General features: G+C 60.8%; 21 protein-coding genes and 2 tRNA genes. 16 read left to right on the top strand and 7 right to left on the bottom strand.

Annotation, left to right across the window (positions count from 1 at the left end):
• The first annotated feature begins 225 nt into the window (after nt 1-225).
• The 3 genes from JP75_RS02075 to JP75_RS02065 all read left to right on the top strand — a co-directional run bounded on the left by JP75_RS02075 (nt 226) and on the right by JP75_RS02065 (nt 3,060).
• Nucleotides 226-1,464 (top strand): putative DNA modification/repair radical SAM protein, encoded by a 1,239-nt coding sequence (locus tag JP75_RS02075; RefSeq protein WP_035078337.1) that lies wholly within the window; start codon nt 226-228, stop codon nt 1,462-1,464.
• Nucleotides 1,464-2,906: a UdgX family uracil-DNA binding protein gene (locus JP75_RS02070; protein ID WP_035078334.1), complete on the top strand. Its 1,443-nt coding sequence runs from the start codon at nt 1,464-1,466 to the stop codon at nt 2,904-2,906. Before JP75_RS02075 ends, JP75_RS02070 begins: the two co-directional genes overlap by 1 nt.
• A 77-nt stretch (nt 2,907-2,983) precedes the next feature.
• Nucleotides 2,984-3,060 (top strand) — tRNA-Met (locus tag JP75_RS02065).
• A 142-nt stretch (nt 3,061-3,202) separates the two neighbouring features.
• Here the strand turns inward: JP75_RS02065 and JP75_RS02060 are convergent.
• From JP75_RS02060 to JP75_RS02035, 6 genes are all read right to left on the bottom strand, one after another.
• Nucleotides 3,203-4,174 (bottom strand): LysR family transcriptional regulator, encoded by a 972-nt coding sequence (locus JP75_RS02060; RefSeq protein ID WP_084587386.1) that lies wholly within the window; start codon nt 4,172-4,174, stop codon nt 3,203-3,205.
• Between the two features lie 52 nt (nt 4,175-4,226).
• Nucleotides 4,227-5,045 (bottom strand): ABC transporter permease, encoded by an 819-nt coding sequence (locus tag JP75_RS02055; RefSeq protein ID WP_051960138.1) that lies wholly within the window; start codon nt 5,043-5,045, stop codon nt 4,227-4,229.
• A 1-nt stretch (nt 5,046) separates the two neighbouring features.
• Complete coding sequence (locus JP75_RS02050; protein WP_051960136.1) at nt 5,047-5,835, bottom strand: ABC transporter permease; 789 nt, start codon at nt 5,833-5,835, stop codon at nt 5,047-5,049.
• Between the two features lie 110 nt (nt 5,836-5,945).
• Nucleotides 5,946-7,253, bottom strand: coding sequence for an ABC transporter substrate-binding protein (locus JP75_RS02045; protein ID WP_035078317.1), 1,308 nt, complete (start codon nt 7,251-7,253; stop codon nt 5,946-5,948).
• A gap of 20 nt (nt 7,254-7,273) precedes the next feature.
• A complete protein-coding gene (locus tag JP75_RS02040; protein ID WP_051960134.1) occupies nt 7,274-8,359 on the bottom strand; it encodes an ABC transporter ATP-binding protein in 1,086 nt (361 codons plus the stop codon).
• Nucleotides 8,360-8,554: 195 nt separating this feature from the next.
• A complete protein-coding gene (locus tag JP75_RS02035; RefSeq protein ID WP_051960132.1) occupies nt 8,555-9,964 on the bottom strand; it encodes an amidase in 1,410 nt (469 codons plus the stop codon).
• Nucleotides 9,965-10,244: 280 nt separating this feature from the next.
• Here JP75_RS02035 and JP75_RS02030 point away from each other — a divergent pair, with 280 nt between their 5' ends.
• From JP75_RS02030 to JP75_RS01990, 9 genes are all read left to right on the top strand, one after another.
• Complete coding sequence (locus JP75_RS02030) at nt 10,245-11,315, top strand: ring-opening amidohydrolase (RefSeq protein WP_035078314.1); 1,071 nt, start codon at nt 10,245-10,247, stop codon at nt 11,313-11,315.
• Entirely contained in the window at nt 11,312-12,253 is a 942-nt protein-coding gene (locus JP75_RS02025) for a hypothetical protein (RefSeq protein ID WP_035078311.1), read from the top strand. The genes JP75_RS02030 and JP75_RS02025 overlap by 4 nt, the downstream gene beginning before the upstream one ends.
• Nucleotide 12,254: 1 nt before the next feature.
• Entirely contained in the window at nt 12,255-13,529 is a 1,275-nt protein-coding gene (locus JP75_RS02020) for a Zn-dependent hydrolase (protein ID WP_084587380.1), read from the top strand.
• A complete protein-coding gene (gene pyrC, locus JP75_RS02015; RefSeq protein WP_035078305.1) occupies nt 13,526-14,581 on the top strand; it encodes a dihydroorotase in 1,056 nt (351 codons plus the stop codon). Before JP75_RS02020 ends, pyrC begins: the two co-directional genes overlap by 4 nt.
• A complete protein-coding gene (locus JP75_RS02010; protein ID WP_035078302.1) occupies nt 14,578-14,913 on the top strand; it encodes a hypothetical protein in 336 nt (111 codons plus the stop codon). The genes pyrC and JP75_RS02010 overlap by 4 nt, the downstream gene beginning before the upstream one ends.
• Nucleotides 14,914-15,197: 284 nt before the next feature.
• Nucleotides 15,198-17,990, top strand: coding sequence for a bifunctional aconitate hydratase 2/2-methylisocitrate dehydratase (locus JP75_RS02005; protein ID WP_035078299.1), 2,793 nt, complete (start codon nt 15,198-15,200; stop codon nt 17,988-17,990).
• Nucleotides 17,991-18,269: 279 nt separating this feature from the next.
• A complete protein-coding gene (locus JP75_RS02000; protein ID WP_035078296.1) occupies nt 18,270-19,205 on the top strand; it encodes a VOC family protein in 936 nt (311 codons plus the stop codon).
• A gap of 35 nt (nt 19,206-19,240) precedes the next feature.
• Nucleotides 19,241-20,281, top strand: a complete 1,041-nt coding sequence (locus tag JP75_RS01995) for a maleylacetate reductase (protein ID WP_035078293.1) — start codon at nt 19,241-19,243, stop codon at nt 20,279-20,281.
• A gap of 212 nt (nt 20,282-20,493) precedes the next feature.
• Nucleotides 20,494-20,568: transfer RNA gene (locus tag JP75_RS01990), tRNA-Gln, on the top strand.
• A 24-nt stretch (nt 20,569-20,592) separates the two neighbouring features.
• Here JP75_RS01990 and JP75_RS01985 read toward each other — a convergent pair.
• On the bottom strand, nt 20,593-21,261 hold the full coding sequence (locus JP75_RS01985; RefSeq protein WP_035078290.1) for a GntR family transcriptional regulator: 669 nt from the start codon (nt 21,259-21,261) through the stop codon (nt 20,593-20,595).
• A gap of 137 nt (nt 21,262-21,398) precedes the next feature.
• Between JP75_RS01985 and JP75_RS01980 the strand changes: the two genes are divergently transcribed.
• From JP75_RS01980 to JP75_RS01965, 4 genes are all read left to right on the top strand, one after another.
• Entirely contained in the window at nt 21,399-22,016 is a 618-nt protein-coding gene (locus JP75_RS01980; RefSeq protein WP_035078287.1) for a flavin reductase family protein, read from the top strand.
• Nucleotides 22,017-22,027: 11 nt separating this feature from the next.
• Complete coding sequence (locus JP75_RS01975; protein WP_035078284.1) at nt 22,028-22,729, top strand: aspartate/glutamate racemase family protein; 702 nt, start codon at nt 22,028-22,030, stop codon at nt 22,727-22,729.
• 292 nt (nt 22,730-23,021) lie between these two features.
• Complete coding sequence (locus JP75_RS01970; RefSeq protein WP_035078282.1) at nt 23,022-23,990, top strand: ABC transporter permease; 969 nt, start codon at nt 23,022-23,024, stop codon at nt 23,988-23,990.
• A 12-nt stretch (nt 23,991-24,002) separates the two neighbouring features.
• Complete coding sequence (locus JP75_RS01965; RefSeq protein ID WP_035078280.1) at nt 24,003-24,941, top strand: ABC transporter permease; 939 nt, start codon at nt 24,003-24,005, stop codon at nt 24,939-24,941.
• Nucleotides 24,942-24,949: the final 8 nt, after the last annotated feature.

Genomic DNA, 24,949 nt, shown 5'->3' with positions numbered 1-24,949 from the left:
GGCCTTCTACAACCAACTGTTGCACTTCGAACGAGAATCCACCTTCCCGCTTTCGCGGGAATGACACCGCGTGTGACGTGCGCTCGCCTCGCAAGTTCAGAATTTTCGCGTAACACCCGAAGCCCACGCCCGCCCCAACCCCGTTCACAAATCCCTCACTCATGTCTTTTTGACATGCACTTCTCCCCTGACTCAGCCTATTCATTCAGAACAAAGGATGAACAAATGGCCGCACTCACCCTCACGCGAAAACTCGCCATTCTGGCCGATGCGGCCAAATACGACGCGTCCTGCGCTTCGAGCGGTTCGGAAAAGCGCGACAGCAGCAAAACGGGTGGCATCGGCTCCACCGAGGGCGGCGGCATCTGCCATTCCTATGCGCCAGATGGCCGCTGCATCTCCCTCCTCAAACTGCTGCTGACCAATTTCTGCGTCTACGATTGCGCCTATTGCATCAATCGCTCGTCTTCCAATGTCGAGCGCGCGCGCTTCTCGGTCGACGAGGTCGTCCGGCTGACGCTCGACTTCTACAAGCGCAATTACATCGAAGGCCTTTTTCTCTCCTCCGGCATTATCCGCAGTCCCGACTACACGATGGAGCAGATGGTCCGCGTCGCCCGCACCCTGCGCGAAACCCATCTTTTTGCCGGCTATATCCATCTCAAGGTGATCCCCAATGCCGCGCCCGAGCTTCTCGCCGAAGCCGGCCGATGGGCGGATCGACTCTCGACCAATATCGAACTGCCGACCGATACCGCCCTCGAACTGTTCGCCCCGGAAAAGCGTCCCGCCGAAATCCGCACCGCCATGGCCCGGCTTCGCGGCAAACTCGATGAAACCACCGAGGACAAAAAACCGACCAAGGCCAAGCCGGAAAAATTCGCCCCCGCCGGTCAATCCACCCAGATGATCATCGGCGCCGACAAGGCCGACGATGCCGCCATCCTCACCCGTGCCGCCGGGCTCTATTCCGGTTACCGGCTGAAACGCGTCTATTATTCCGCCTTCTCGCCCATTCCCGACGCCTCCTCGCGGCTGCCGCTCGCCCCGCCGCCGCTCATGCGCGAGCATCGCCTTTACCAGGCCGATTGGCTCATTCGCTTCTATGGTTTTGATGTCCCCGAAATCGTCGCGGGCGGGGAGGGCGGTCATCTCGATCTCGCCGTCGATCCTAAACTCGCCTGGGCCCTGAAACACCGCGCCAGTTTCCCCATCGACGTCAATCGTGCCGACCGCGAATTGCTGCTGCGCGTCCCCGGCCTTGGCGTCAGCGGTGTCGATCGCGTCCTCTCCTCGCGCCGCCACCATCGCCTGACCCTTGCCGACATGGCACGCCTCACCGCTTCCATCGACAAGGTGCGCCCCTTTATCGCTGCCGCCGATTGGACGCCGGGCGGCCTCACCGACGACCTGCGCCTCCGGCAGAAGCTGGCGCCGCCGCCAAAGCAGTTGGAACTCTTCTGATGCTCTCGGTCCGGCTCGAACGGCTCAACGATCTCGATGAGTGGCGCGGCAAGGCACGTCGCCTGCTCGTTGCCGGCATGAAGCCCTCGCAAGTCGTCTGGCGGGTCGGCTTGGAAGAGAGCGGGCTTTTCGAAGCGGGCGACGACATGCTGCCCGATACCGATGGCCCGATCGGCTCCGTGCCGCGCCAATTCATCGACCTAGCCGGCGATGTGATCCAGCATTCCGACCCGCAGCGTTTCGCCGTTCTCTACCGTCTGCTCTGGCGACTGCAGGACGATAAGCACATTCTCGCCAATGCTGCCGATAGTGATAACAGTCTGCTAACGCGAATGGCCTCGGGGGTACATCGCGATGCACATAAAATGAAGGCTTTCGTGCGCTTCCGCACCGTTGAGCACGAGGGCGACGAACGCTACATCGCCTGGTTCGAGCCCGAGCATTTCACCCTCGAAGCCACCGTTCCCTTCTTCACAAGACGCTTTGCCGGCATGCATTGGGGCATCATCACGCCCTATGCTAGTGCCTTCTGGGACAAGGAGAATTTGCGCTTTGGTCCGGGCGGCAACAAAAAAGATATCCCCGCCGAGGGTGCAGTGGAGGATGATTGGCGCACCTACTACGGTGCGATCTTCAATCCGGCTCGGCTGAAAGTCGCGATGATGAAATCGGAAATGCCGGTCAAATACTGGCGCAACCTCCCCGAAGCCGATCGCATTGCTCCCTTGATCCGCAATGCAAGGCAAATGGAAGAGGAGATGATCGCCCGCGCCACCACCCAGCCCCCGGCCCGCCATATGCGCCAGAAAGCGCGCGAGGTTGATGAAAAAGTCCAACAAATTCAATCACTTGCGAACGCTGCCGACGCAATCGATAGCTGTCGCCGCTGCCCGCTCTACGAGCAGGCGACCCAGGCCGTCTTCGGTGAGGGTCCGAAAGAGGCCCAGATCATGTTCGTCGGCGAACAGCCCGGCGATCAGGAGGACCTGCAAGGCCGGCCCTTCGTCGGTCCAGCGGGCCAAGTCTTTGACGAGGCTATCAAAAATGCCGGCATCGACCGCCGTCGCCTCTATGTCACCAATGCGGTAAAGCACTTCAAATTCATCCCGCGCGGCAAAAGACGCATTCACCAGAAACCCAATGCCGGCGAAATCCAGGCCTGCCGCTTCTGGCTCAATCTCGAACGCGAATTCGTCAAGCCCAGGATCGTCGTCGCCCTCGGCGCCACGGCCGCGCAAAGCCTTGTCGGAAAAGCGGTTTCCATCTCCAGCATGCGCGGAAAACCGATCGATCTGGAGGATGGTTCGGTGCTCTACATCACCAACCACCCCTCCTATCTCCTCCGTATTCCCGACCCCGAAACCAAGGCCCGCGAGCGCGAAAAGTTCGAAGCCGACCTCGCGCTTATCCACGCTCATATTCAACGTCTGGAAAAATCATAACCGGCCAGTCGCAACTCTTGACAGACCGGGTCCCCCGACCTTAGTAAGGCGCCATCGACGCAGGTCGAGCCCCTTGGGGCGGAGTAGCTCAGTTGGTTAGAGCAACGGAATCATAATCCGTGTGTCCCCAGTTCGAATCTGGGCTTCGCTACCATCACAATCCAGGAAATTGCTGCTCTTTGCCTGCACGTCGTAGTGCGGGACCTGATGTGTGCCTCTTGGCGCCTGCACGCGATTCGTCGGCACCGAGGGCACCGGCCAGTTTCGGTTTGAGCTTTTGCGGCATTTGCCTGCGACTAGCGCGTAACCGCACTTATACCAAGCGCCGTCAGCCGCTTGGCGCTTTCATGCAAACACTTGCGGGTCGTTTCGATGAACTGCAGCTCCATGCGCGACAACGAGCGATGGCGTGAGAAGACTGCAGCGAAGGTGATCGATACGGAGGGCTTGAACGGCCGGATCACTATCCCCTCGGCGGGCCGGCCCAGATAGGGCATGGGATCAAGTACTCCAATCCCGGCGCCTGCTTCGACCAAGGAAAGTGCCACGAAGGCATTGTTGGTCTCGAGAGCGACCAACTGGTCCTTCTTGGACTTGGCCAGTTCGCTGCGGAAATGATAGCCGGGCGGGCTATGGGTAGAAAGCGCGATCAGCGTCTCGCCTTCGAAATGCGAAGCCGTGATCTCGTCATGCTCGGCCAATGGATGTCCGGCGGGCAAGAAGCAGCAAAACTCGGTTTCGAGTAGCGGTTCCACCCCCACGCTTGGGTCCTGGATGGGCGTGGCGATAAAGCCCAGATTGACACTTTCCTCCTTGACCGCAGTGATGACCTCGGTCGTCGCCACGCTTTGCAGCAAGATATGGGAGAAGGGCCGCTGCGTACGAAACTGGCATATGGCTTCGGGAATGCCTGCCATGGCGAGCACGGGAATAGCGGCGATGTCCAGACGTCCGCCTTGCGCGTCCTTGAGATGCTCGGCCTTGGTATTGAGCAGGCTGATTTGCCCGAACAGGCGATCAACCTCGGGCAGGAGATCGATCGCCTCGGGTGTGGCGCGGATCCGCCCAGCGGCGCGGACGAAGAGCGTCAGGCCCAGTTGCCCCTCCAGCTCGCGCAAGGCGTGGCTGATGGCCGGTTGACTGACCCGCATCAGCCGCGCAGTCTCGGTCAGGTTTGACGTCTTCATCAGGAGGCGGAACATCTCCAGATGCCGGAAATTGAGGCGCAGTGACATAGGCGAGCGGGCGACCTTCCAGGGCGAGTTCATGGCTGGTCATCCATTGTCGTTCAATGCCACAATCATGTCACCTGCCCAGGCGTCAGGGCGCCCGACGCCGATTGGCGGAACGGATCAATACCGCCGTGGCAATCACCAGCGCGCCGATCGAGAGCAGAGTGGTCACTGTGCCAAGCGCATAAATGGTGGGCGAAACTGACAGACTCATAAAGGCAAAGAGCTCGAGCGGTAGCGTATTTTCCGATCCGGCCACCACGGCGGTACGCGCGAACTCGTCATAGGAGAGCATGAAGCTCAGTAGGGCGACGGCGAACAGGCCGGGCGCCACTACCGGAATCGTGACATGGCGCAGGACTTGCCAACGATTGGCGCCTAGATCGCGCGCCGCTTCCTCAAGCGAGCGGTCGAAATGGCTGAACACGGCGAGCATTATGAGGACGCCGAAGGGCAAGGTCCAAGTAAGCTGCGCGCCCAGTGCCGATCCCCACCAGGTCATCTGGATGCCAAGCATCGAACAGATGATGCCGATGCCGATTGAAACCAGGCTTGAGGGAACGACCAGGGAACCGATGGTGAGATAGAACAAGGTCGCCGAGCCGGTGAAGCGGCGGCGGAATGCAAGGCCTGCGGCCAGCGACACGATCGTCGTGATGGCCGAGGCGACGAGCGCCAATATGACCGAGCGGCCAATGGCCGGTCGGAAATCGGATAGTGAACGCGGATCGATCAGATCGTGAAACCAGTGCAGCGAGGGATCGCGCAAGGGGAAGTTGAGCCCGCCTTGCGGCCCCTGGAAAGCGAGAATGAAGATGGCAAGGAAGGGCGCGTAGAGAAAGATCGAGAACACGACGAAAACCGCGTTCCGGCCTTTCGCCGCCATGGTGACGCGTGCAGCAGCCATTTCAGAGCTCCCGCCTGATATTGACGAAGCGCAGGATGACAGCGATGCAGACCAGCACGATGGCCAGCAGCGCGACCGCATTGGCGCAGGCTATGGGAAATTGCAGCAGGCTCGATTGGTTGGTTATGGCGACCGAGACCGTGCCGAGCTGCCCGCCACCGAGCAGGCGAACGGTTGCTACATCGCCGACCACCAAGGTCAGCACGAAGATGCTGCCGATGGCGATGCCCGGCATGGAAAGCGGCAATACCACATGGCGCAGTACCTGCCAGCCATTGGCGCCGGCATCACGCGCCGCTTCGATCAGTGAGCGGTCGATGCGATTCATGGTGTTGAAGATCGGCGCCATCATGATCCCGGTCATGGCGTGGACATAGGCGAGGATCACGGCGAATTCGGAATAAAGCAGAAAGTTCAGCGGCTCTTCGATCAGCCCGAGCGATATAAGCGAGGAGTTGACGAGGCCATTGCGACCTAAGACTGGCACCCAGGCCACCGTGCGAATAACGGCCGAAGTGAAAAAGGGAATGGTCAGGATCATGAACTTGATCGTGACTGTCGCCGGCTTGTTGAGATCGAAGGTCAGGTGATAGGCCAGCGTGAAGCCTATAATTGCCGTAATAAGCCAGGTGATACCGGCGATGCGCAGTGTATTGATATAGAGATTGAGCGTGCTGGGACGGAACAGGTCGCGGTAATGGTCGAGGACGAAACCGGGCTCCATGGTGAAGCCCGAGAATCGCCAGAAGCTCACCAGCACGATCAGGGCCACTGGCAGAACGAGGAACATCAGCAGGATCGCCCAGAGGGGCGAGACCTGCAGCAGGGTCCTGATGTCTAGGCGACCTCGAGTGTGAGGTCGCCAGGTTTTGGTGCTGGGCAAAGCTGTATCCGTCATGTTCAGGTGGCCAGAAACTCGTTCCAGCGTGCAATCTGGTATTGGTTTTCGTCCATGATGGAGTTCCAAACGGCAGGATTGGAGAGGCGCTCGTAGTAGGAGCCGCCGGTGCGCAGGCCGCCAGTCTTTTCGATCACATTGCCATTGGCATCCAAGATATCCTCGGACGCGGGCTTGCCTTCGATGAAATAGTCCCACTGGGCTGGGGTAATGACCTTGCGAACGGTGTTCGGTGCAGCGCTGTAGTAGCCGCGTAGAGTGAAAGAGGCGCCGACCTTGCCGGCCTCGTGGTACCAGTTGAGATACTCATAGATGGCATCCTTCAGGAGACCATCGGCCTTGGCATTGATGTAGAGCGCCACGGCCCAGCAGCGGTAGCCTTCCGGCAGGTTCTGGAACACACAGGGTACACCCTGGGCGCGGACGCTGGCCACGGCTGGGGCCCACATAGACTGGATAACGGTCTCGCCACCCACCATCAGGTTCACCGATTCCTCATAGGCGCTCCAGAAGGCGCGGAAATGGCCCTCGCGCTTGAGGCGGATGAGGTTTTCGATCGTGGCGTCGATCTCTTCCTTGGTCATGTTGCCTTTATTGGCATAGGTGACCAAGCCTGCCGCTTCCAAAGCGATGGCAGCATCGACCATGCCGACGGAAGGGATGGCGCAAATTGCGGCGCGCCCCTTGTATTCGGGCGAGAGCAGATCTGCCCAGGAATTGATTTCGCGCCCGACGAGGTCGGGGCGGATGCCTAGCGTGTCGGCATTATGCAATGCCGGTGCACCCGTAAGCCATTCGGTTTCTTCCGCGACCATCTTTGAGTCGATGCCGGGACCATCCGCATTGATGACGTTGAACGGATTGGCGCCCTGTCCGTATTTGGCCTCCGGGGTCGCCCGGCCCGAAGTGAAGATGGGCGAAACGTCGCCCCACCAGTTGAGGCGCTTCTTCTCGATGGGCTGGAAGGATTTGGCCGGCCAGAAGAGGGGCAGGTCGGCGGTGCCGTCGCTCAGAACGTCCCAGGTGTCGGTTTGGCTGATGCCGCGAGCGACCACTGAAGAGGGGTCGAGTGCCGTCACCTGCACCCGGAAGGGCAGATCGGCATTGGCGGCGTCTTCGAGCGCCTTGTTGGTGTCGCCGGATGAACCCATCTGGCGGATCACGATATCCTTGATGTTTTGCGCCCAGATGGTGGGAAAGCCGGTGATAACGCCCGAGCCGACCGCGGCGCCGGCGACGGCGGCTGCACCCTTGAGGACCGTGCGGCGCGTCAGGCCCGCTTTGCCGGAATTAGAAGTGTCGTTTGCCATTTTATGCGTTCTCTCCTGATTTACGCGGCCTTTGGCTGCGCTTGTTTTTCGGCGTAGATTCTCGTGTCGGCCACGGTCCAGTAGAGGGAAATTATCTCGCTCACCGTCAGGCGCGTGCCACGTTCGGCGCGCTCGGGGATCACGACGGAAAAGTCCTGGCCGTCCATAGTCTTGAGCGTGACGCGGATCAGCGCGCCGAGGTGCTCGATGGTTACGACCCGCGCAGTAATGCTGTTGTCGTCCGCACTCCGGCGGGCAAAGCTGATGGCGTCGCAGCGTACCGCAAGGGCGACCGGCGTGCCGGTGCCAAACTTGGTCTGGGTATGCAAAATCTCGCCCGAGGGAAGAACCGTGTTGCCCGGTTGGCCCGTCGTGCCACGGAAGATCGCGTGGCCGCCGATAAAATCGGCGACGAAGGGTGTGGCGGGTCGTTCGAAAACGTCGAGCGGCGTGCCGGTCTGCCGAATGTGACCGTCTTCCATCACCACGACGCGGTCAGAAAGAGCCAAGGCCTCTTCCTGGCTATGGGTGACGTGGATGAAGGTGAGGCCCAGCTCGAGCTGCATACGCTTGAGTTCGGAGCGCATCTGGATGCGCAGGATCGGGTCGAGCGCGGAGAGCGGTTCGTCGAGCAGCAATACCTGTGGCCGAGCGTTGAGCGCGCGTGCGAGCGCGGCGCGCTGTGCCTGGCCGCCGGATAGCTGGCGGGGATAGCGGCTCTCCCAGCCGCCGAGACCGACCAAGGAAAGGAGGCGGCGGGATTCTTCGATGCGTTCAACCTTGGGCACGCCACGCAGCATTGGGGCAAAGCCCACATTGTCCAGCACCGTCAGGTGCGGAAAGAGCGCGTAGCTTTGGAACATCATAGCCGTGCCACGTTCGGAAGGGGGCAAGTCGTTCACGCGACGCCCCCCAACCACGATGTCGCCCCTGTCGGCCAGTTCGTGTCCAGCAATCATGCGCAGGGTCGAGGTCTTTCCGCAGCCAGACGGGCCGAGCAAGCAGCAATATTCGCCTGCCGCTACCGAAAGGCTGACGCCGTCGACCGCCAGTGTGCGGTCGTAATATTTGGTCACATTGATGAGCTCGACGGCACCACCACTCATTATTCCACCCCTTCCGCACGCCCTTTGGGCGGCGGATTCAATCCCCGGTTTCACTTATTCGGATGAACATCGCGGGCACTCGGCCACGCCGTCGGCTTCAAGTACTGCCGACGTCCCTCAGCTCTTCTGCTGTATATTTTTATGTCGGATCGGCCATCGTCCAATATAATCGCGTTATGGCCCTATACCTCCGCCTTATGAGGCATTCAGGCTTGGCCAGAGGCCGGCCCAAGGATGGGCGTGCTCATAGGCACGGGCAATTGTCAGCAAACGCCCCTCGCCCCCGAAAGGTGCAATCAACTGAAAACCAATTGGAATTCCGGCATGAGAGCGCGGGCCAGGTAAGCTGACGGCAGGGATGCCGGTGACATTGGCAAAGCCGGTAAATACGCGCTGATAGGGTGGCGCGATCTCATTTGCGGGTCGTGGCATGGCGCCCGCAACTGGCGTCAGTAATAGGTCGAAATCTTCGAAGAAGTCAGTCAACTGCTCGAAAACCGAGCGATAGGCGTTGAGGGCGGCAAGATAGTCACGGGAGGAGAAGGCACGGCCATCGGCCACCATGGAGGGGTAGATGGCGCCTACCTCATTTTCCCAATTCTCCCGGCCATCCATGATGGCGGCAACGCCGGTCATGGTGATGGTACGCCAATGTCGGTCGAACAGACCGAAGTCGAAAGGCGCCGTGCCCGCTTCGACCCTATGCCCCATGGCACGGAGCTGGTCGGCGGCCAGATTGACCGAGGCTGTGATCTCCGGCTCGACCGGGTAGTTGCCGAACTGACTTACATGAAGAATACGCAGCGGCCGCGCCGGTTCTTCGACTAAAGCCGTGTGGCGGAAGGCCATGGAAGCGCGATCATGAACGTCGGGTTCGGACAGCGCCTGCAACAGGGCGGCAGCATCGTCCACCGTACGGGAGATCGGGCTCAAAACCTCAAGATCGTTGAGGACGGCAGGCAGGCCGAAACGGCGAGGAATCCGGCCTGTCGACGGTTTGAAGCCAACGAGCCCGCAGTAGGAAGCAGGCCAGCGGATCGAACCACCCCCATCGGTTCCAAGACCGAATGGGGCGACGCCAGAAGCGACGGCCGCCGCGCCACCACCGGTTGAGGCACCGGTGGTCAGGGCCGGATTCCAGGGGTTCCTCGTGGTGCCGAAGGCTGGGGTATCGACATTGCCGCGCCCCAGAGTGAACTCCGATACTGTGGTCTTGCCGAGCAAGACCAAGCCCTGCCGCCGTAGCCTGTCGACCGCCAGCTCGTCGCGTTCAGGCACGAAGTCAAGGAAGAGCTTGCTGCCCCAGGCACAGGGCAGGCCGGCCACGGGGATATTGTCCTTGATCGCGATGGGAACGCCATCAAGCTCGGACAGGGGGCGCCCCTCGGCCCAGCGCCTGTCGCTGGCCCCCGCCATGGCTCGCGCGCCTTCGTCGTCGCGTAGCGCCATGACATTGAGGGCGGCATCGATCGTGTCCGTCCGTGCCAGAATGGCTTCAAGCACCATGCTGGGTTGCAGTGAGCCATCGGCAAAGCGGCGGGCTAGCGTGGTGGCCGGCAATTGCCAGAGCGGAGAATCGGTTTCGGCGCCCATGGGGTGGGTCATCGGCTGGTCCTTTCGGGGAAATGGCGGCGGCCTCGGGCACGCGACGCGTGTGAGGCTGGCATGATGACCCAAATTTGGTCAACGGCCTCCCTGCATTAACTTGCGAAGCACTGTATCGTTATGGTGGCATTAGGACTATTTATTGGACATGCCTGTCAGGCAGAATTCTATACTATGGGTACATTTTGTTGCATCTGCCGAAAATCGGAGTCGATCGCCAGAATTGGCGCGCGGCGGGAGGGTTTTTGTCGGATCGATATGGCCCGAGGAGCGCCGCACCATGCCGGTGCATGTATTAAGCTATGACACGGCCCACCCGGGCGATACGAGACATCTGGAAGCTGCTCTGGGGCGTTTTGCGCCTGAATCCGTGCGGCGGCTGGCGCTGTTGGTCAAGACCGAGGGCAATGCCAGCGTCAACGACTTTTCGCGCGAATATGGCATGCTGAGTGCGCGTCAGGCCATCACCCGCTTTGGCGGTTCGAACCTTGCCGAAGGCGCCACCATGCTGTTCTCGACTGGGTGCGAAGGGGTAATAAGTCCCTTCGGCTACGCCTTTATCGACGTCGATGACGGCACGACGACGCCGTCGGGCGGCGAGAAAGGGCTTGTCTTCGGCGGTGCCTGCAGCCGCAAGGTGGCGGCCGAGGAAATCGGCACCCTCGCCCATGCCCTGCTGGTGGCCGATACCGTTCGACAGGGTATGAAGGACCTAGCCATCGGCCCTGACGATGTGCAGCTCATAATTGTCAAGACGCCGCTTCTGGGCGAAAGTCGCGCCGATCCTGCGGCTGCTCGCATCACCTCGGCCTTTTCCAAAGCGGTCGGCGCTCTCGGCGCTGCGCTGGCGCTGGGGGAGATTGCTCCTGAGCACGTGGTGCCCGAAGCATTCGACCGCGATCATAGCCTTTTCGGTCGGCGCGCAATGGTGTTTTCGAGCTCCGAAGGCGGCAATGTGGAAGTGCTGATTTTCGCCAACCGCGCCGGTGCTGCGAGCGACTGGATCATTCATACCGGCGGCTTTTCTGATCTCCTCGATGCCAGCGGCATCCGGCGGACACTGGAGGAAGCCGGTTGCCGGCTCGATGCCGATGGTACGCTGGCCGATGCGGACACATTGGGCGCGGCCTTCATCAAGGCGGGTATCGCTTCCAATGGGCGGGTTCGGCAATACCGCACCACCATCAGGACCAGTGATCTGGATATGGACAAGCATGTCCGTGCCAGCATGAGCGGTCTTGCAGGCTCCATATTGGGGACCTGCCGCATGTTCATTTCTGCCAATACCGTACACCAAGCCCCGGAAGGGGCGGGCCTTTGCGCTTTCATCGTGCGAAAGGCCGGCGCATGAGTGGTCGGATTTTCGAAAGCCTTCCCGTCCTGCGCGAGGCTGAGCTGCGGAGCTTGGTTTCCGTGAAAGAGGCCATTGCCGTCGTGCGGCAGGCCTATCGCGACTACGGCAATGAACGGCTGGTATTGTCGCAGCCAGAATCCATGAGCCTCAAGGCCGAGCAAACTTCGTTTAAGCTCAAGGGCGGGCGGTCGCCGAGCCATGGTACGGCCGGGTTTCGCCTGGTCGCACAGGGTGGTGGAGATATGCTCAGCCACTGCATAGTGCTCGACGCTGCGACAGGTGCGCCCAGAGGTCTTGTCGATGAGACATGGCTGCATCGGCTGCGGACGGCGGCAACGGCAGCGGTGGCAGCGGAATGGCTTGCCGCGCCTGGGGCGAAGCGTCTCTCCATTGTCGGTGCCGGTCGAATTGCCGACGAATTGCCTGCTGCCTTTCGCGAGATTTTCGCCCTTGAGGACATCCGTGTCGCGGCACGTCGTCTGGAAAGCGCTCGGGCCTATGCGGAGCGGCATGGTGTGACGGCCGTCGAGAGCGTTGAGACGGCAATGGATGGCGCCGATATCGTTGTCGTCATAACCGCTGCCAATGCTCCGGTCATCGAGGGCGTGCAGATCGCTCCGGGTGCGACAGTGCTCGGACTGGGCGGTGGCGCGGAGATCGGTGCAAGTGCCCTCGATATTTGCGATCGTTTCGTGGTCGATGATTTTGAGTTCGCCGCCGTTCTCGGCTCCGTGGCCGGCTGGATTGCCGGGGGACGCCCGCGCTTGGCGGTGCATCAGCGGCTCTCGGCTGACATCGGCGAAATCGCCATCGGAACGCAGCAGGGCCGCACCACGCCGGATGAGCGCGTGCTGGCCATTATTCAAGGCATGGCTTCCTGTGACGTCGCGCTGGCGTCCTTCGCTCTTGAGCGCGCGGGCGAGGAGCACCGTTGACATGCCCATCCACGCATCTGCGGCGGTCTCCTGGGAGACCGCCTATGCCGAAGCTCTTTTTGCCGATATCGGACGGGACAGCGCCGACGCGGCGGGTGTAAGCCGCCCGGCCTATTCAGATATTGAAAGCCGGACCATCGCCTATCTGGCGCGGTGCGCCGAGGCCGAGGGGTTGGTCACCGAATATGATCCCGGCCGCAACCTGATCATCAGCCTGCCAGAACACCGCAATGCCGATCGTTACGTGTTACTCGGCTCGCATGTCGACAGCGTGCCGCAGGGGGGCAATTTCGACGGTCTGTCCGGTGTGATCGCGGGACTGATTTGCCTGGTGCGGGCGCGACGCCAAAACGTCGTCCCGGCTGTGCCGGTCAAGGTAATTGCCTTGCGCGGTGAAGAAAGCTCATGGTTCGGCCCTTGTTATGCCGGTTCCAAGGCTCTCTTGGGACAGCTTGAGGCCGGGGAAGCGGCGGCGCGCCACAGGGGTGATGGCCGGACGTTGCTCGAGCACATGGCCTCCGTGGGCGTGGATACGGCAAAGGTGGCGCGGCGCGAGCCGCTCATCGACCCCAGGCGCATTCTGACCTATCTCGAGCTCCATATCGAACAGGGACCGCTGCTGGTTGAAAGCGGCCTGCCTGCAGCGGTCGTCACAGGCATACGCGGCAATTTCCGCCACCGACGCATAGCGTGCATCGGCGAGGCCGGACATTCGGGGGCTGTACCTCGCGCCTTCCGGCACGATCCGGTACTGGCCATGGCAAGTCTTCTTAACGATCTCGACCGGCACTGGATCGACGTGCTCGATCATGGTGGCGATCTCGCGGTGACGGTGGGAACGGTTGCGACCGATCCTGAGGTGAGTGTCCTGTCGCGCATTCCCGACCGGGTGGAATTCAGCCTCGATGTCCGCAGTCAGGATGTGGGCGTGCTTGACGACACCCGCGATTGGCTCGAGCAGGCATTAAGCGATGTCGGACGGTCGAGGCAGGTGGTATTCGAGCTCGATAGGGAACTTTCGACTGCGCCAGCCCTCTGTGCCCCAGAAGTGGTCGCGGGGCTTAGTGCAGCACAATTGCGTGCCGGGCAGGCTGTTTTCACCATGGCGTCTGGCGGCGGGCATGATGCGGCGGTTTTCGCTAATGCTGGTATCCCCACCGGCATGGTCTTCGTGCGCAATGTTGGAGGCTCGCACAATCCCAACGAGCAGATGGACGTGGCCGATCTCATCGCCGGCACGGACATCCTTTGCGGCTATATCGGAGTTCCGGCATGACGCGCCTTTCGCTCGCCCGGCCAGACGACTGGCATCTGCATCTGCGCGATGGCGCCATGATGGGGGCGGTTCTGCCGCATTCCGCTGCGGTCTTCGGACGTGGGCTCATCATGCCCAATCTGGTGCCGCCTGTCGTGACTGCGGCCGATGCCGCGGCCTATCGCGATCGTATCCTGGCAGAGCTTGGTCCGGGCGCGCGCTTCACGCCCTTGATGACGCTCTACCTGACGGAAGCGACCGATCTTGCCGATGTCGCAGTGGCGGCGGCAAGCGGATTGGTCAAGGCGGTCAAGCTCTACCCGGCTGGCGCGACCACCAATTCTCATGCCGGCGTGCGCGATTTCGACCGGATCGCCCCGGTGCTCGAGCGCATGGCCGAATTGGACCTGCCGCTCTGCGTTCATGGCGAGGTTACCGACCCTGCGGTAGACATATTCGACCGCGAAGCTGTGTTTATCGAACGCATTCTTGAGCCGTTGCGCCGTCGCCATGAAGGGCTGCGTGTGGTGATGGAACACGTTACCACCAGCGACGGCGTGGCCTATGTGCGTCATGGCGGGCCGAGGATCGCGGCAACGATCACTGCACATCACCTCATCATAAACCGCAACCACATCCTGGCCGGTGGCATAAGGCCCCATTACTACTGCCTGCCAGTTGCCAAGCGTGAGACGCACCGAAGAGCGCTGGTGGATGCTGCGACCTCGGGCGAGGCTTCATTCTTTTTGGGCACGGACAGTGCGCCTCATGCAGATGGCGCCAAAATCAGCGCCTGTGGCTGTGCGGGGTGCTTTACCGCGCCCAATGCCATTGAATGCGTCGCAGCGGTTTTTGAGGCGGAAGGTCGGCTCGATGCGTTGGAAGCCTTTATCTCGCTCAATGGCGCAGCATTTTACGGTATGGCTGCCAATCCAGATCGGATCGAACTTGAGCGGGTCGAGATCGCACAACCTTTGCCGGGGCCGGTTATGGTGGGCGGCGATGCTGTCAGCGTGTTCGATCCGGGATTTGCGCTGCATTGGCGTATTGTAAACAAGGGAGTGGACCTATGATGTTCACTGCAGCAGTCGCTCAAATCGACAAGGCCGGGCGCGGTGCGCATGCCTATCACCAGTTTGCGGTGAATGCCCGCGAGCAGGCTCTGGTCGATGGCGACAGGGCTGTTGCCTGGGTGCTGGTGGCTTATCTCGCTGAGGCTTTTGCCGGGCGCAATTACGAGGAACCCTTGCTCGAGGAGGAGTCGAGCGTGGTCTATGAGTGGCTCGAGACTTGGGCCCGACAGCTAGACGCCACCGCGATTGCGACGTTTTCAGAGACGGCCAATGCTATGGCGCGCGATATTGCAACGGTGCAGGCATCAAACGCAAACGTGCGGTTTCGCTGATCTCTTGTCCAGGTAGGGGCCATAGTGAATGGCCGATCGCGTCGCAATCCAGCGACCGGCCATAGTCCAAGGCAAGATAGTTTTCGCACTCCCATCCGGGAGCAAGAGCGTTGCTATTTTTCGACCGCTCCTTGCTGAATCGGAAGTACTTTATTTGCCGAGATAAGATACTTTGTCGGCCAGCCTTGGCAGGAGGGCCCCAAGCTCCGTATGCCTTGAGGCCGACCGACAGTATCCTTTGCTGGCGCTGCCATAGCGTCACACCCTACGATGTTGAGATTGCGATGACCCTCTATTCCGATTACCTCGCTGAAATCGAAAGCAGAAAAGAGCAGGGTCTCGCGCCCAAGCCGATCGATGCCGGTGGCCTTACCGGGGAGATCATCGCAATCATCCGCGATGCCGCCAATCCGCAGCGCGCCGATGCCCTGAAATTCTTCATCTACAACACGCTGCCCGGCACCACGAGCGCCGCGACGGTCAAGGCTGCCTTCCTCAAGGAAATCATTCTCGGCGAAGTTGCGGTGGCCGAAATCACCCCGGCCTTCGCCCTCGAACTGCTCTCGCATATGAAGGGCGGCCCCTCGGTCGAAGTGCTGCTTGATGTGGCCCTCGGCAATGACGCCGCGATTGCCAAGGCAGCCGGCGATGTTCTGAAAACCCAGGTTTTCCTCTACGACGCCGACATGTTCCGCCTGCGCGATGCCTATAAGGCCGGCAATGAAGTCGCCAAGGACGTGCTCGAAAGCTATGCCAAGGCCGAGTTCTTCACCAAGCTTCCGGACGTCGAAGACGAGATCAAGGTCGTCACCTTCGTCGCCGCCGAAGGCGATATTTCCACTGACCTTCTTTCCCCCGGCAATCAGGCCCACTCGCGCGCCGATCGGGAACTGCACGGCCAGTGCATGATCACCCCTGCTGCCCAGCAGGAAATCGTCGCCCTGCAGAAGCAGCACCCCGACAAGCGCGTCATGATGATCGCCGAAAAGGGCACGATGGGCGTCGGCTCCTCGCGCATGTCCGGCGTCAACAACGTCGCCCTGTGGACCGGCAAGCCGGCTAGCCCCTATGTGCCCTTCGTCAATGTCGCCCCGATCGTTGCCGGCACCAACGGCATTTCCCCGATTTTCGCCACCACGGTCGACGTGACCGGCGGCATCGGCCTCAATCTCAAGAACTGGGTCAAGAAGCTCGGTGAGGACGGCAAGCCGATCCTCAACAACGAAGGCAACCCGATCCTCGAGCAGAAGTACTCGGTCGAAACCGGCACAGTCCTCACCATCGATGCCAAGACGAAGAAGCTGCGCGACGAAGCCGGCAATGAGCTCGTCGACATTGCCTCTGCCTTCACCCCGCAGAAGACCGAATTCATGAAGGCCGGCTCGTCCTACGCCATCGTCTTCGGCAAGAAGCTGCAGACCTTTGCGGCTCAGACCCTCGGCGTCGTGGCTCCGCAGGTCTTTGCCCCGAACAAGGAAATCACCGTCGAAGGCCAGGGCCTGACCGCGGTCGAAAAGATTTTTAACCGCAACGCCGTCGGCGTCACCCCGGGCAAGATTTTGCACGCCGGCTCTGACGTCCGCGTCAAGGTCAACATCGTCGGTTCGCAGGATACGACAGGGCTGATGACCGCCCAGGAACTCGAGGCCATGGCGGCCACCGTCATCTCGCCGCTCGTGGACGGCGCCTATCAGTCCGGCTGTCACACGGCATCGGTCTGGGACAAGAAGGCCCAGGCCAACATTCCAAAGCTCATGGCCTTCATGAACAACTTTGGTGTCATCACCGCCCGTGACCCGCTCCACAAGTATCACTCGATGACCGACGTGATCCACAAGGTGCTCAACGACATCACGGTGGACGATTGGGACATCATCATCGGTGGCGACTCGCACACCCGCATGTCCAAGGGCGTGGCTTTCGGCGCCGATAGCGGCACCGTGGCGCTGGCCCTTGCCACCGGCGAGGCCACCATGCCGATCCCGCAGTCGGTCAAGGTGACCTTCAAGGGCAAGATGCAGCCCCACATGGATTTTCGCGATGTGGTGCATGCGACGCAAGCGCAGATGCTGCAGCAGCATGGCGACAACGTCTTCCAGGGCCGCATCATCGAAGTCCACATCGGCACCCTGCTCGCCGACCAGGCTTTTACCTTCACCGACTGGACCGCCGAGATGAAGGCCAAGGCGTCGATCTGTATCTCGGAAGACGAGACGCTGATCGAAAGCCTCGAAATCGCCAAGTCGCGCATGCAGATCATGATCGACAAGGGCATGGACAATGCCGCCCAGACCCTGAAGGGCCTGATCGCCAAGGCTGATCGTCGCATCGCTGAAATCCGCTCGGGCGAAAAGCCGGCCCTCTCGCCGGATGCCACTGCAAAGTATTTCGCTGAAGTCGTGGTCGATCTCGACCTGATCGATGAACCGATGATCGCCGACCCCGACGTCAACAATTCCGACGTCTCGCGTCGCTACACCCACGACACCATCCGCCCCGTGTCTTATTACGGCGGCACCAAGAAGGTGGACCTGGGCTTTGTCGGCTCGTGCATGGTGCACAAGGGCGACATGAAGATCGTCGCCCAGATGCTGAAGAACCTCGAAAAGGAAACCGGCAAGGTCGAATTCAAGGCGCCGCTCGTCGTCGCCGCCCCGACCTACAACATCATCGACGAGCTCAAGGAAGAAGGCGACTGGGAGATCCTCCAGAAGTATTCCGGCTTCGAGTTCAATGATTTGCAGCCCAAGACCGCCAACCGCACGGAATACGAGAACATCCTTTATCTCGAACGCCCGGGCTGTAACCTCTGCATGGGCAACCAGGAAAAGGCCGAAAAGGGCGACACGGTTCTCGCCACCTCGACCCGCCTGTTCCAGGGCCGCGTGGTTGAAGATACCGCCGAAAAGAAGGGCGAATCCCTCCTCGCCTCGACCCCGGTGGTTGTACTCTCCGCCATTCTCGGCCGTACGCCGAGTGCCGACGAATACAAGGCGGCAGTGGAGGGCATCGACCTGACCAAATTCGCCCCGCCGACCTCGTCCAACCCGATGGACTCCAAGTCGGTCCATTTCTAGGACGCGGCTTTTTATGAACCTTGCCGGCCCGAGCATCCTGATGCTTGGGCCGGAAACTGGCCCATCCCGCCGGCCCCCCCGAACGCTCCCAACATTTCCAGGCATTGCACAGGCGCTCGGCTACTGCCGGGGCCAAACGACTTCCTCGTGTGACGTCGTTCGAAGAAAGACGACAATCCGTAGAGAATTGTCTAGCTACCCTGAAAGGCTCAGGCATCCGATTTTGAACTCAGAACGAGCGTCGGGGCGATATCGGCCCGATCAATCATGGAGTGCAAAATGCTGGACCAGATCAAAGGGCTTCACCATGTGACGTCCATGGCCAAAGATGCCCACAACAACAATCAGTTCTTCACCAAGAAGCTGGGGCTGCGCCGGGTAAAGCAGACCGTCAATTTCGACGAGCCGAGTGTCTACCACCTCTACTACGGCGACGAGAAAGGGACGCCGGGTAGCGTGATGACCTATTTCCCCTTCCCCAATATTGCTCGGGGGCAGTTCGGGACGGGCGAGGTGGGAACCACGGCCTTCTCGGTGCCGGAAAACACCTTGGACCTCTGGTCGGAGCACCTGACCAAGAATGGCGTCTCTGGGTTATCGCGCGGAGCCACCTTCGGCCAGAAACGCCTCGATTTCACCGGCCCCGAGGGCGACAGTTTCTCCCTGGTCGAAACCAGGGATGACGTGCGCGCGCCTTGGACCACCGAAACGGTGAGCTATGCCTTTGCCATCCGCGGCTTCCATTCCGCTTCGCTGAGGCTGCGCGATGCCGGCGCCACCGAAGAACTGCTCAAGTTCATGGGATATGAAGAGGTCGACAAGCACGGGGGCATCAGCCGTCTGGGATTGGCGAATGGCAATGGCGCCGATTTCATCGACATCGAAACGCTCCCCGATGTGGGCTTCGGTCGCCTCGGTGCCGGATCGGTGCATCACATCGCTTTCGCCGTGGAGAACCGGGCCAAGCAGCTCGAGGTTCGCAAGGCGCTGATGGATACCGGCTACCAGGTCACCCCGGTCATCGACCGCGATTATTTCTGGGCGATCTATTTCCGCACACCTGGTGGCGTGTTGTTCGAAATAGCGACCAATGAACCGGGCTTTGATCGCGACGAAGACACCAAGCATCTCGGCGAGGCGCTGAAACTGCCCATTCAGCACGAGCACCTTCGGCCCTATCTCGAGCAGCATCTGCAGCCGCTCGAAAGCGCCTGAGCGACGAAGGGAAAGGGACTTCCAAGGAGCGGGCTATGAAACCCTTCGAGTTGCAAAGTTTTGAGCAGAGGGTCGTTTTCGGGGAAGATCACCTTTCGACCCTCTTGCCCCTTGCTCAGGACTTCGGCATGACCCGGGCCATGGTCCTGACCACGCCGGGGCGGACCATGGGTGCCACAGCAATCGCTGCGGCACTGGGCGAGAGGCATTTTGCGACCTTCACCGGCGCTGTGGTGCACACGCCGGTGGAGGTCACCGACCGCGCGCTGAATGTTCTTGGCGATGCCAATGGGTTCATCAGCCTGGGGGGCGGGTCTGCGGTTGGGCTGGGCAAAGCCCTGGCGCTGCGAACAGGCCTCCCGCATATCGCCATTCCGACGACATATTCCGGTTCCGAAATCTCACCGATCCTTGGGCAGACCCGGGACGGCAAGAAGACAACCATTCGGGACAAACGCGTCGTTCCGCAAGCCGTTGTCTATGATGTCTCGTTGACTCTGTCCCTGCCGCTCGATTTGACAGTGTCGAGCGGGTTCAACGCCATGGCCCACGCCTTCGAAGCGCTCTACGCACCCGACAGGTCCCCGGAAACTGATCGCTTTGCTGTGGAAGCGATAGCGGGATTTGCCCAGGCTTTGCCCATATTGGTCGACGCGCCGCGGGATTGGGACGCCAGAGCGATGGTGCTGTATGCCGCCTATCTTTCGGGGCGGGTTCTCGCTGCGCGAACGATGGGGCTGCATCACAAGCTGGCCCATGTCCTCGGTGGACTATACGATCTGCCGCATGCCCCCATGCATGCGGCGCTGCTCCCGCATGTCATCAGATTCAACGAGGCCGCCGCAAGAGAACAGCTCAGACCGGCGGCCGATGCTCTTGGTCACGAAAGTGCTGCGGAAGGGTTGGAGGCACTGGCCCTTAAGCTCAATGCACCAAGACACCTTGCCGCTCTGGGCATGCCGCTCGATGGAGCCGGCGTGGCAGCGGAACTGGTCATGCAAAATCCGGCGCTGAATCCGCGTGCCTATGGCGCCTCTGACATCGAGAAACTGTTGGCGGCGGCTCTCGGCTCCTGAACCGAAGCAGACAGTGCAAAACCTGAATATTCGAGCAATGAGCGAGTGGGCGATGCCGCCGGTCGCCGGCAGATGCGACTTGCCGAAACATCTAAGGAAGTCAGATATTTGTTCGTCGATGCCCTAGGCAATGGGTTTGCTTTCAAGTGCCCAACAGGCTGTCACAAGGCGTGTTGCGCGGCTTTAGCAAACGGTGTAGGAACCGCGCCAGTTGGGGTGTCGCCAAGTGGTAAGGCACCGGTTTTTGGTACCGGCATTCCTAGGTTCGAATCCTAGCACCCCAGCCAGCAATCCCATAAATTGTGGCGATCCTACAAAAGCGCGTCCTTGAGGCTGCGGGCGAGCTCCGGGTTGCCGGAGAGCTTGAGCTCGTTTTCGACATGCTCGAGGTGATGCACCATTGCGTGCTGCGCCTTTTGCAGGTCGCCGTTCTTGAGATGCATCAGCAGTTCTTCGTGCTCGTCCGGTCCGCAATTGTATTTGTCGGAATCGCGGAAGGCCGCGGTGATGAGGGACGTGCGGCTGACGAGGTCGCGCATCATGCCCCAGAGAAAATCGGCTCCCGCCATTTCGGCCAGCATGAGGTGAAAGCCGCCGGAGAGCTTTATGATCTCGCGCTGGTCATTGGTGGCATTGGCCACGCGTTCCTTGGCCACATGCGCGAACAGATCCAGCAGCTTCTCGGCATCGAGGTGGCCAATCAGTCGCGCCAGCACCCGCTGCTCCACTTCGCGCCGGATATGGAAGATATCGCGGGCTTCTTCCGCGCTGGGCTCGGCGACGATGGCGCCTTTGTTGGCTTCGGTCTTGACGAGGCCGTCGCGCTCAAGGGCCGTCAGCACCTGCCGGATACGAGCGCGGCTTACCCCGAAAATTTCCGCAAGCTCAGCCTCTTTGAGACGCATGCCCGGGCGCAGGCGGCGCTCGGCGATGGAGAGCCAGATGCGTTCGGCGATTTCATCGACGGTTGTAGGTGCCATTTGTGCGGACCGGACAGCGTTGCCTTGTGACTTCATAACTCATTTTTCCATCTGGTCCACATAAATCAGAAGCGTTATTGTCGACAATAATGTCGACTTAAATTGACGTGCAGGCGCTTGTGACTGAAGGTATGGCGATGGAATTCGATTTGACTGCGCTCGGGCCGATGGACCGCTATCGTCTGCTCACCAATTTTGTGGGTCCGCGACCCATAGCCTTGGTCACGACGCGCTCCGCGGCCGGGCACAGCAATGGCGCGCCGATGAGCTTCTTCAATGTCTTTTCCCATGACCCGGCCATTGTGGCGCTCGGCATCCAGCCGCGGCTCAGCGGGGAGGAAAAAGACACCGTCGCCAATATCCGGCGCACCAATGAGTTCACGGTGAACATGGTCGATATGCCGCTGGCGCAGACCATGTTGATCTGCGGGCTGCCAGTTGAGGCCGACACGGATGAATTGGCCCTGGCCGAGGCCGAGACTGCTCCCGGCGCACAGGTCGATTGCGTTTATTTGCCCGCCAGTCCCTGCGCCATGGAATGCCGCGTCGAGCGCATCATCGAGTATCCGCGCCGCGTCATCGTCCTGGGCGAGGTGGTCCATATGCATATTCGGCCCGATTGCCTCGACGAGCAGCAGCGCTACGTGAACCCCGAGGTCTATCACCCGATCGCTCGGCTCCATGCCGACAACTACATCGTCTCCGATCAGCAGTTTGTGCTGAAGGCCCCCAAACTGGCCGACCTCAAGAAGTAGATGCCAAAGCCATGCAAATCCTGCTGATCAATCCCAATTCTACCGCCTCGATGACCGCACAGGCCCTACGTACGGCCCAACGTGTGGCTTCGCCTGGCACGGTGATCGACGCGCGCACCGGCAAGAACACTCCGGTCAGCATTGAAGGGTTTTCCGACGAAGCTCTGTCCGTTCCCGCCATGCTGGCCGATATTCGCGCGGCAGAGGAGGCCGGCGCCGAGGCCACGGTCATCGCCTGTTTCGACGATCCGGGACTCGATGCTGCTCGTGAATTTGCCGCCGGTCCCGTGCTTGGCATCTGTCAGGCCGCCGTGCAGGCCGCCATGGTGGTAGCAAAGCGCTTTTCCATCATTACCACATTGCCGCGCTCCGTGCCCGCTATCGAAGATTTGGTGCTGCGCTATGGCGCCAGCCAGCATTGCCGCCGCGTCCGCTGTATCGACCTGCCGGTACTGACGCTCGAATCCGAGCCCGAGCGCGCCTTCGATCTGCTGCTCGCCGAAATCGCAAGGGCGCGTGATGAAGACCGCGCCGAAGCTGTGGTTCTGGGCTGCGCCGGCATGTCGGAAATGACCGATGCACTGACTGCTGCCACGGGCGTTGTCGTTATCGATGGCATCGTCGTCGCCATCAAGGCGGCCGAAGCGCTGGTCGGGGCGGGGCTGCGCACCTCCAAAGCCAATTCCTACGCCTTTCCCCGCCAAAAGGACTGATGCCTCTCGCGAGATGGGCCTCGTCAACGCGATTGCCGAGAGCTTTGAGGCAATTTTGTCTGTTATAGTGTCAGCATAATTGTCGACAATAGAATTGACAAAGGCATTTTCGACCGTAAGGATGACGGTCACGCGGTCGGGAGAGGGCCGCTGGAGGATGGAGGAAAAGATGGGTTTTGCCGGGAGCGCCATGGCGTCCCGAATTGACGGAATGACCGGTGGGGCCGGTCAGTGCCTGGTCCTGTGCCCGGCTCCGGTCTCAATGCTCTCTTTGCCAAACGGGAAATAGCCAATGCTGGTCTTCATCATCAAAAAGCTAGCCAATGCTCTACTGGTGATGCTGACCGTGGCCTTTCTGGCCTTCCTGATTTTCCGTCTGGCGGGCGATCCCGTGGATATGATGTCCACCGAGCAGACAACCCAGGCCGATAAGGAACTGCTGCGCGAAAAGCTCGGCCTCAACGACAATTTCTTCGTCCAATATACCCGCTTCGTCGCCAATGCGGCCCAGGGTAATTTCGGCATCTCCTACCGCAATGGGCGGGAAGTCCTGGGCCTCATCGCCGAGCGTTTCCCCGCCACCATGGAGCTGGTGATCGTCGCCACCATCCTCTCGCTCCTGATCGGCCTGCCTCTTGGCGTGCTGACGGCAATAAAACGGGGCGCCTGGTATTCCGAGGTCCTGCAATTCGGTTCGATTATCGGGGTGTCGCTACCGAGCTTCGTGGTCGGCATCCTGCTTATTCTGGTGTTTTCCGTCTCGCTTGGCCTGCTGCCCGCCTTCGGGCGTGGCGACGTCGTCGAACTTGGGTGGTGGTCGACCGGCTTTCTCACCCGCACCGGCCTCCTGGCGCTGATCCTGCCCTCGATTTCGCTCTCGCTCTATCAGGTGACCCTGGTGATGCGGCTCGTGCGCGCCGAAATGCTCGAGGTCATGCGCTCCGACTTCGTCAAGTTCGCCAGGGCCCGCGGCATTCCACGCTTCCGCATCTATTTCCGCCACGCCCTGCGCAATTGCCTCATGCCTGTCGTGACCCTTACGGCCATGAATATCGGCACCTTGATCGCCTTCGCCCTCATCACCGAAACCGTCTTCCAGTGGCCGGGCATGGGCATGTTGTTCATCCAGGCCGTGACCTTCGTCGATATCCCGGTCATGGCGGCCTATCTCTGCATTGTCTCCTTCATCTTCGTTTTCCTCAACACCATGGTCGACATCCTCTACGCGGTGATCGATCCCCGCTTGCGCGGCGCCCAGTAGGGGAGGCGAACCATGTCGATCCAGTCAACGCCCCAACGTCCCTCGCTTATCGAGCGCGTCCGTCGCAGCGATCTCTGGTGGTCATTTTCTCACTCGGTTCCGGCGCGCTTTGCCGCCGTGCTGCTGACCGTGCTCGTGCTCTCTGCCTTCCTCGCCCCGCTTATTGCACCGCAAAATCCCTATGATGCGATGCAGCTCGACATGTGGAAGTCCGAACTGCCGCCGATCTGGGTCGAGGGCAGCGAATGGCCCTATATCCTGGGCACCGATACCCAGGCGCGCGACATGCTCTCGGTCATGCTCTACGGCACGCGCACGTCGCTGCTGATCGGCTTGGCTGCCGTATCCTTCTCGCTGCTGATCGGTCTCAGCTTCGGCCTCATCGCCGGCTATTTCGGCGGCGTGGTCGATAACCTTCTTATGCGTATCGGCGACGTGGTCCTCTCCATCCCGACCATCCTCATCGCCATTCTCGTCTCAGCGATCGTTCGCCAGATGCTGCCGCCGGACCTGCGCGAAATTGGTGCATCGGCGGTTCTAGTGCTGGCTATTACGCTATCGGGCTGGGTGCAATATGCCCGCACGGTACGCGCCCAGACCATTGTCGAGCGCGGCAAGGAATATGTCATGGCCGCGCGACTGCTGCGCGTGCCGCCCCGCCGCGTCATGGTCAAGCATATCCTGCCCAATACGCTGACACCGGTTTTCGTCGCCGCGACGCTCAGCTTCGGCATGGCCATTCTCACCGAGGCGACGCTGTCTTTCCTCGGCATCGGCATGCCGCCGGGCCAGCCGTCCCTCGGCACGCTGATCCGTATCGGCAATCAATATCTGTTCTCGGGCATGTGGTGGATCGTCATCTTCCCCGTCATGCAGCTCTGCCTGCTGGTCATTTCGGTGAACCTCTTGGGCGATTGGCTGCGCGATGCCCTCAATCCCAAGCTGCGATAGTCGAGGGT

Source organism: Devosia riboflavina, from assembly GCF_000743575.1.
In the GTDB taxonomy this organism is placed as follows: domain Bacteria; phylum Pseudomonadota; class Alphaproteobacteria; order Rhizobiales; family Devosiaceae; genus Devosia; species Devosia riboflavina.
The sequence above is the reverse complement of the archived record's forward strand: the minus strand, read 5'-3'. Positions and strand labels throughout refer to the sequence as shown.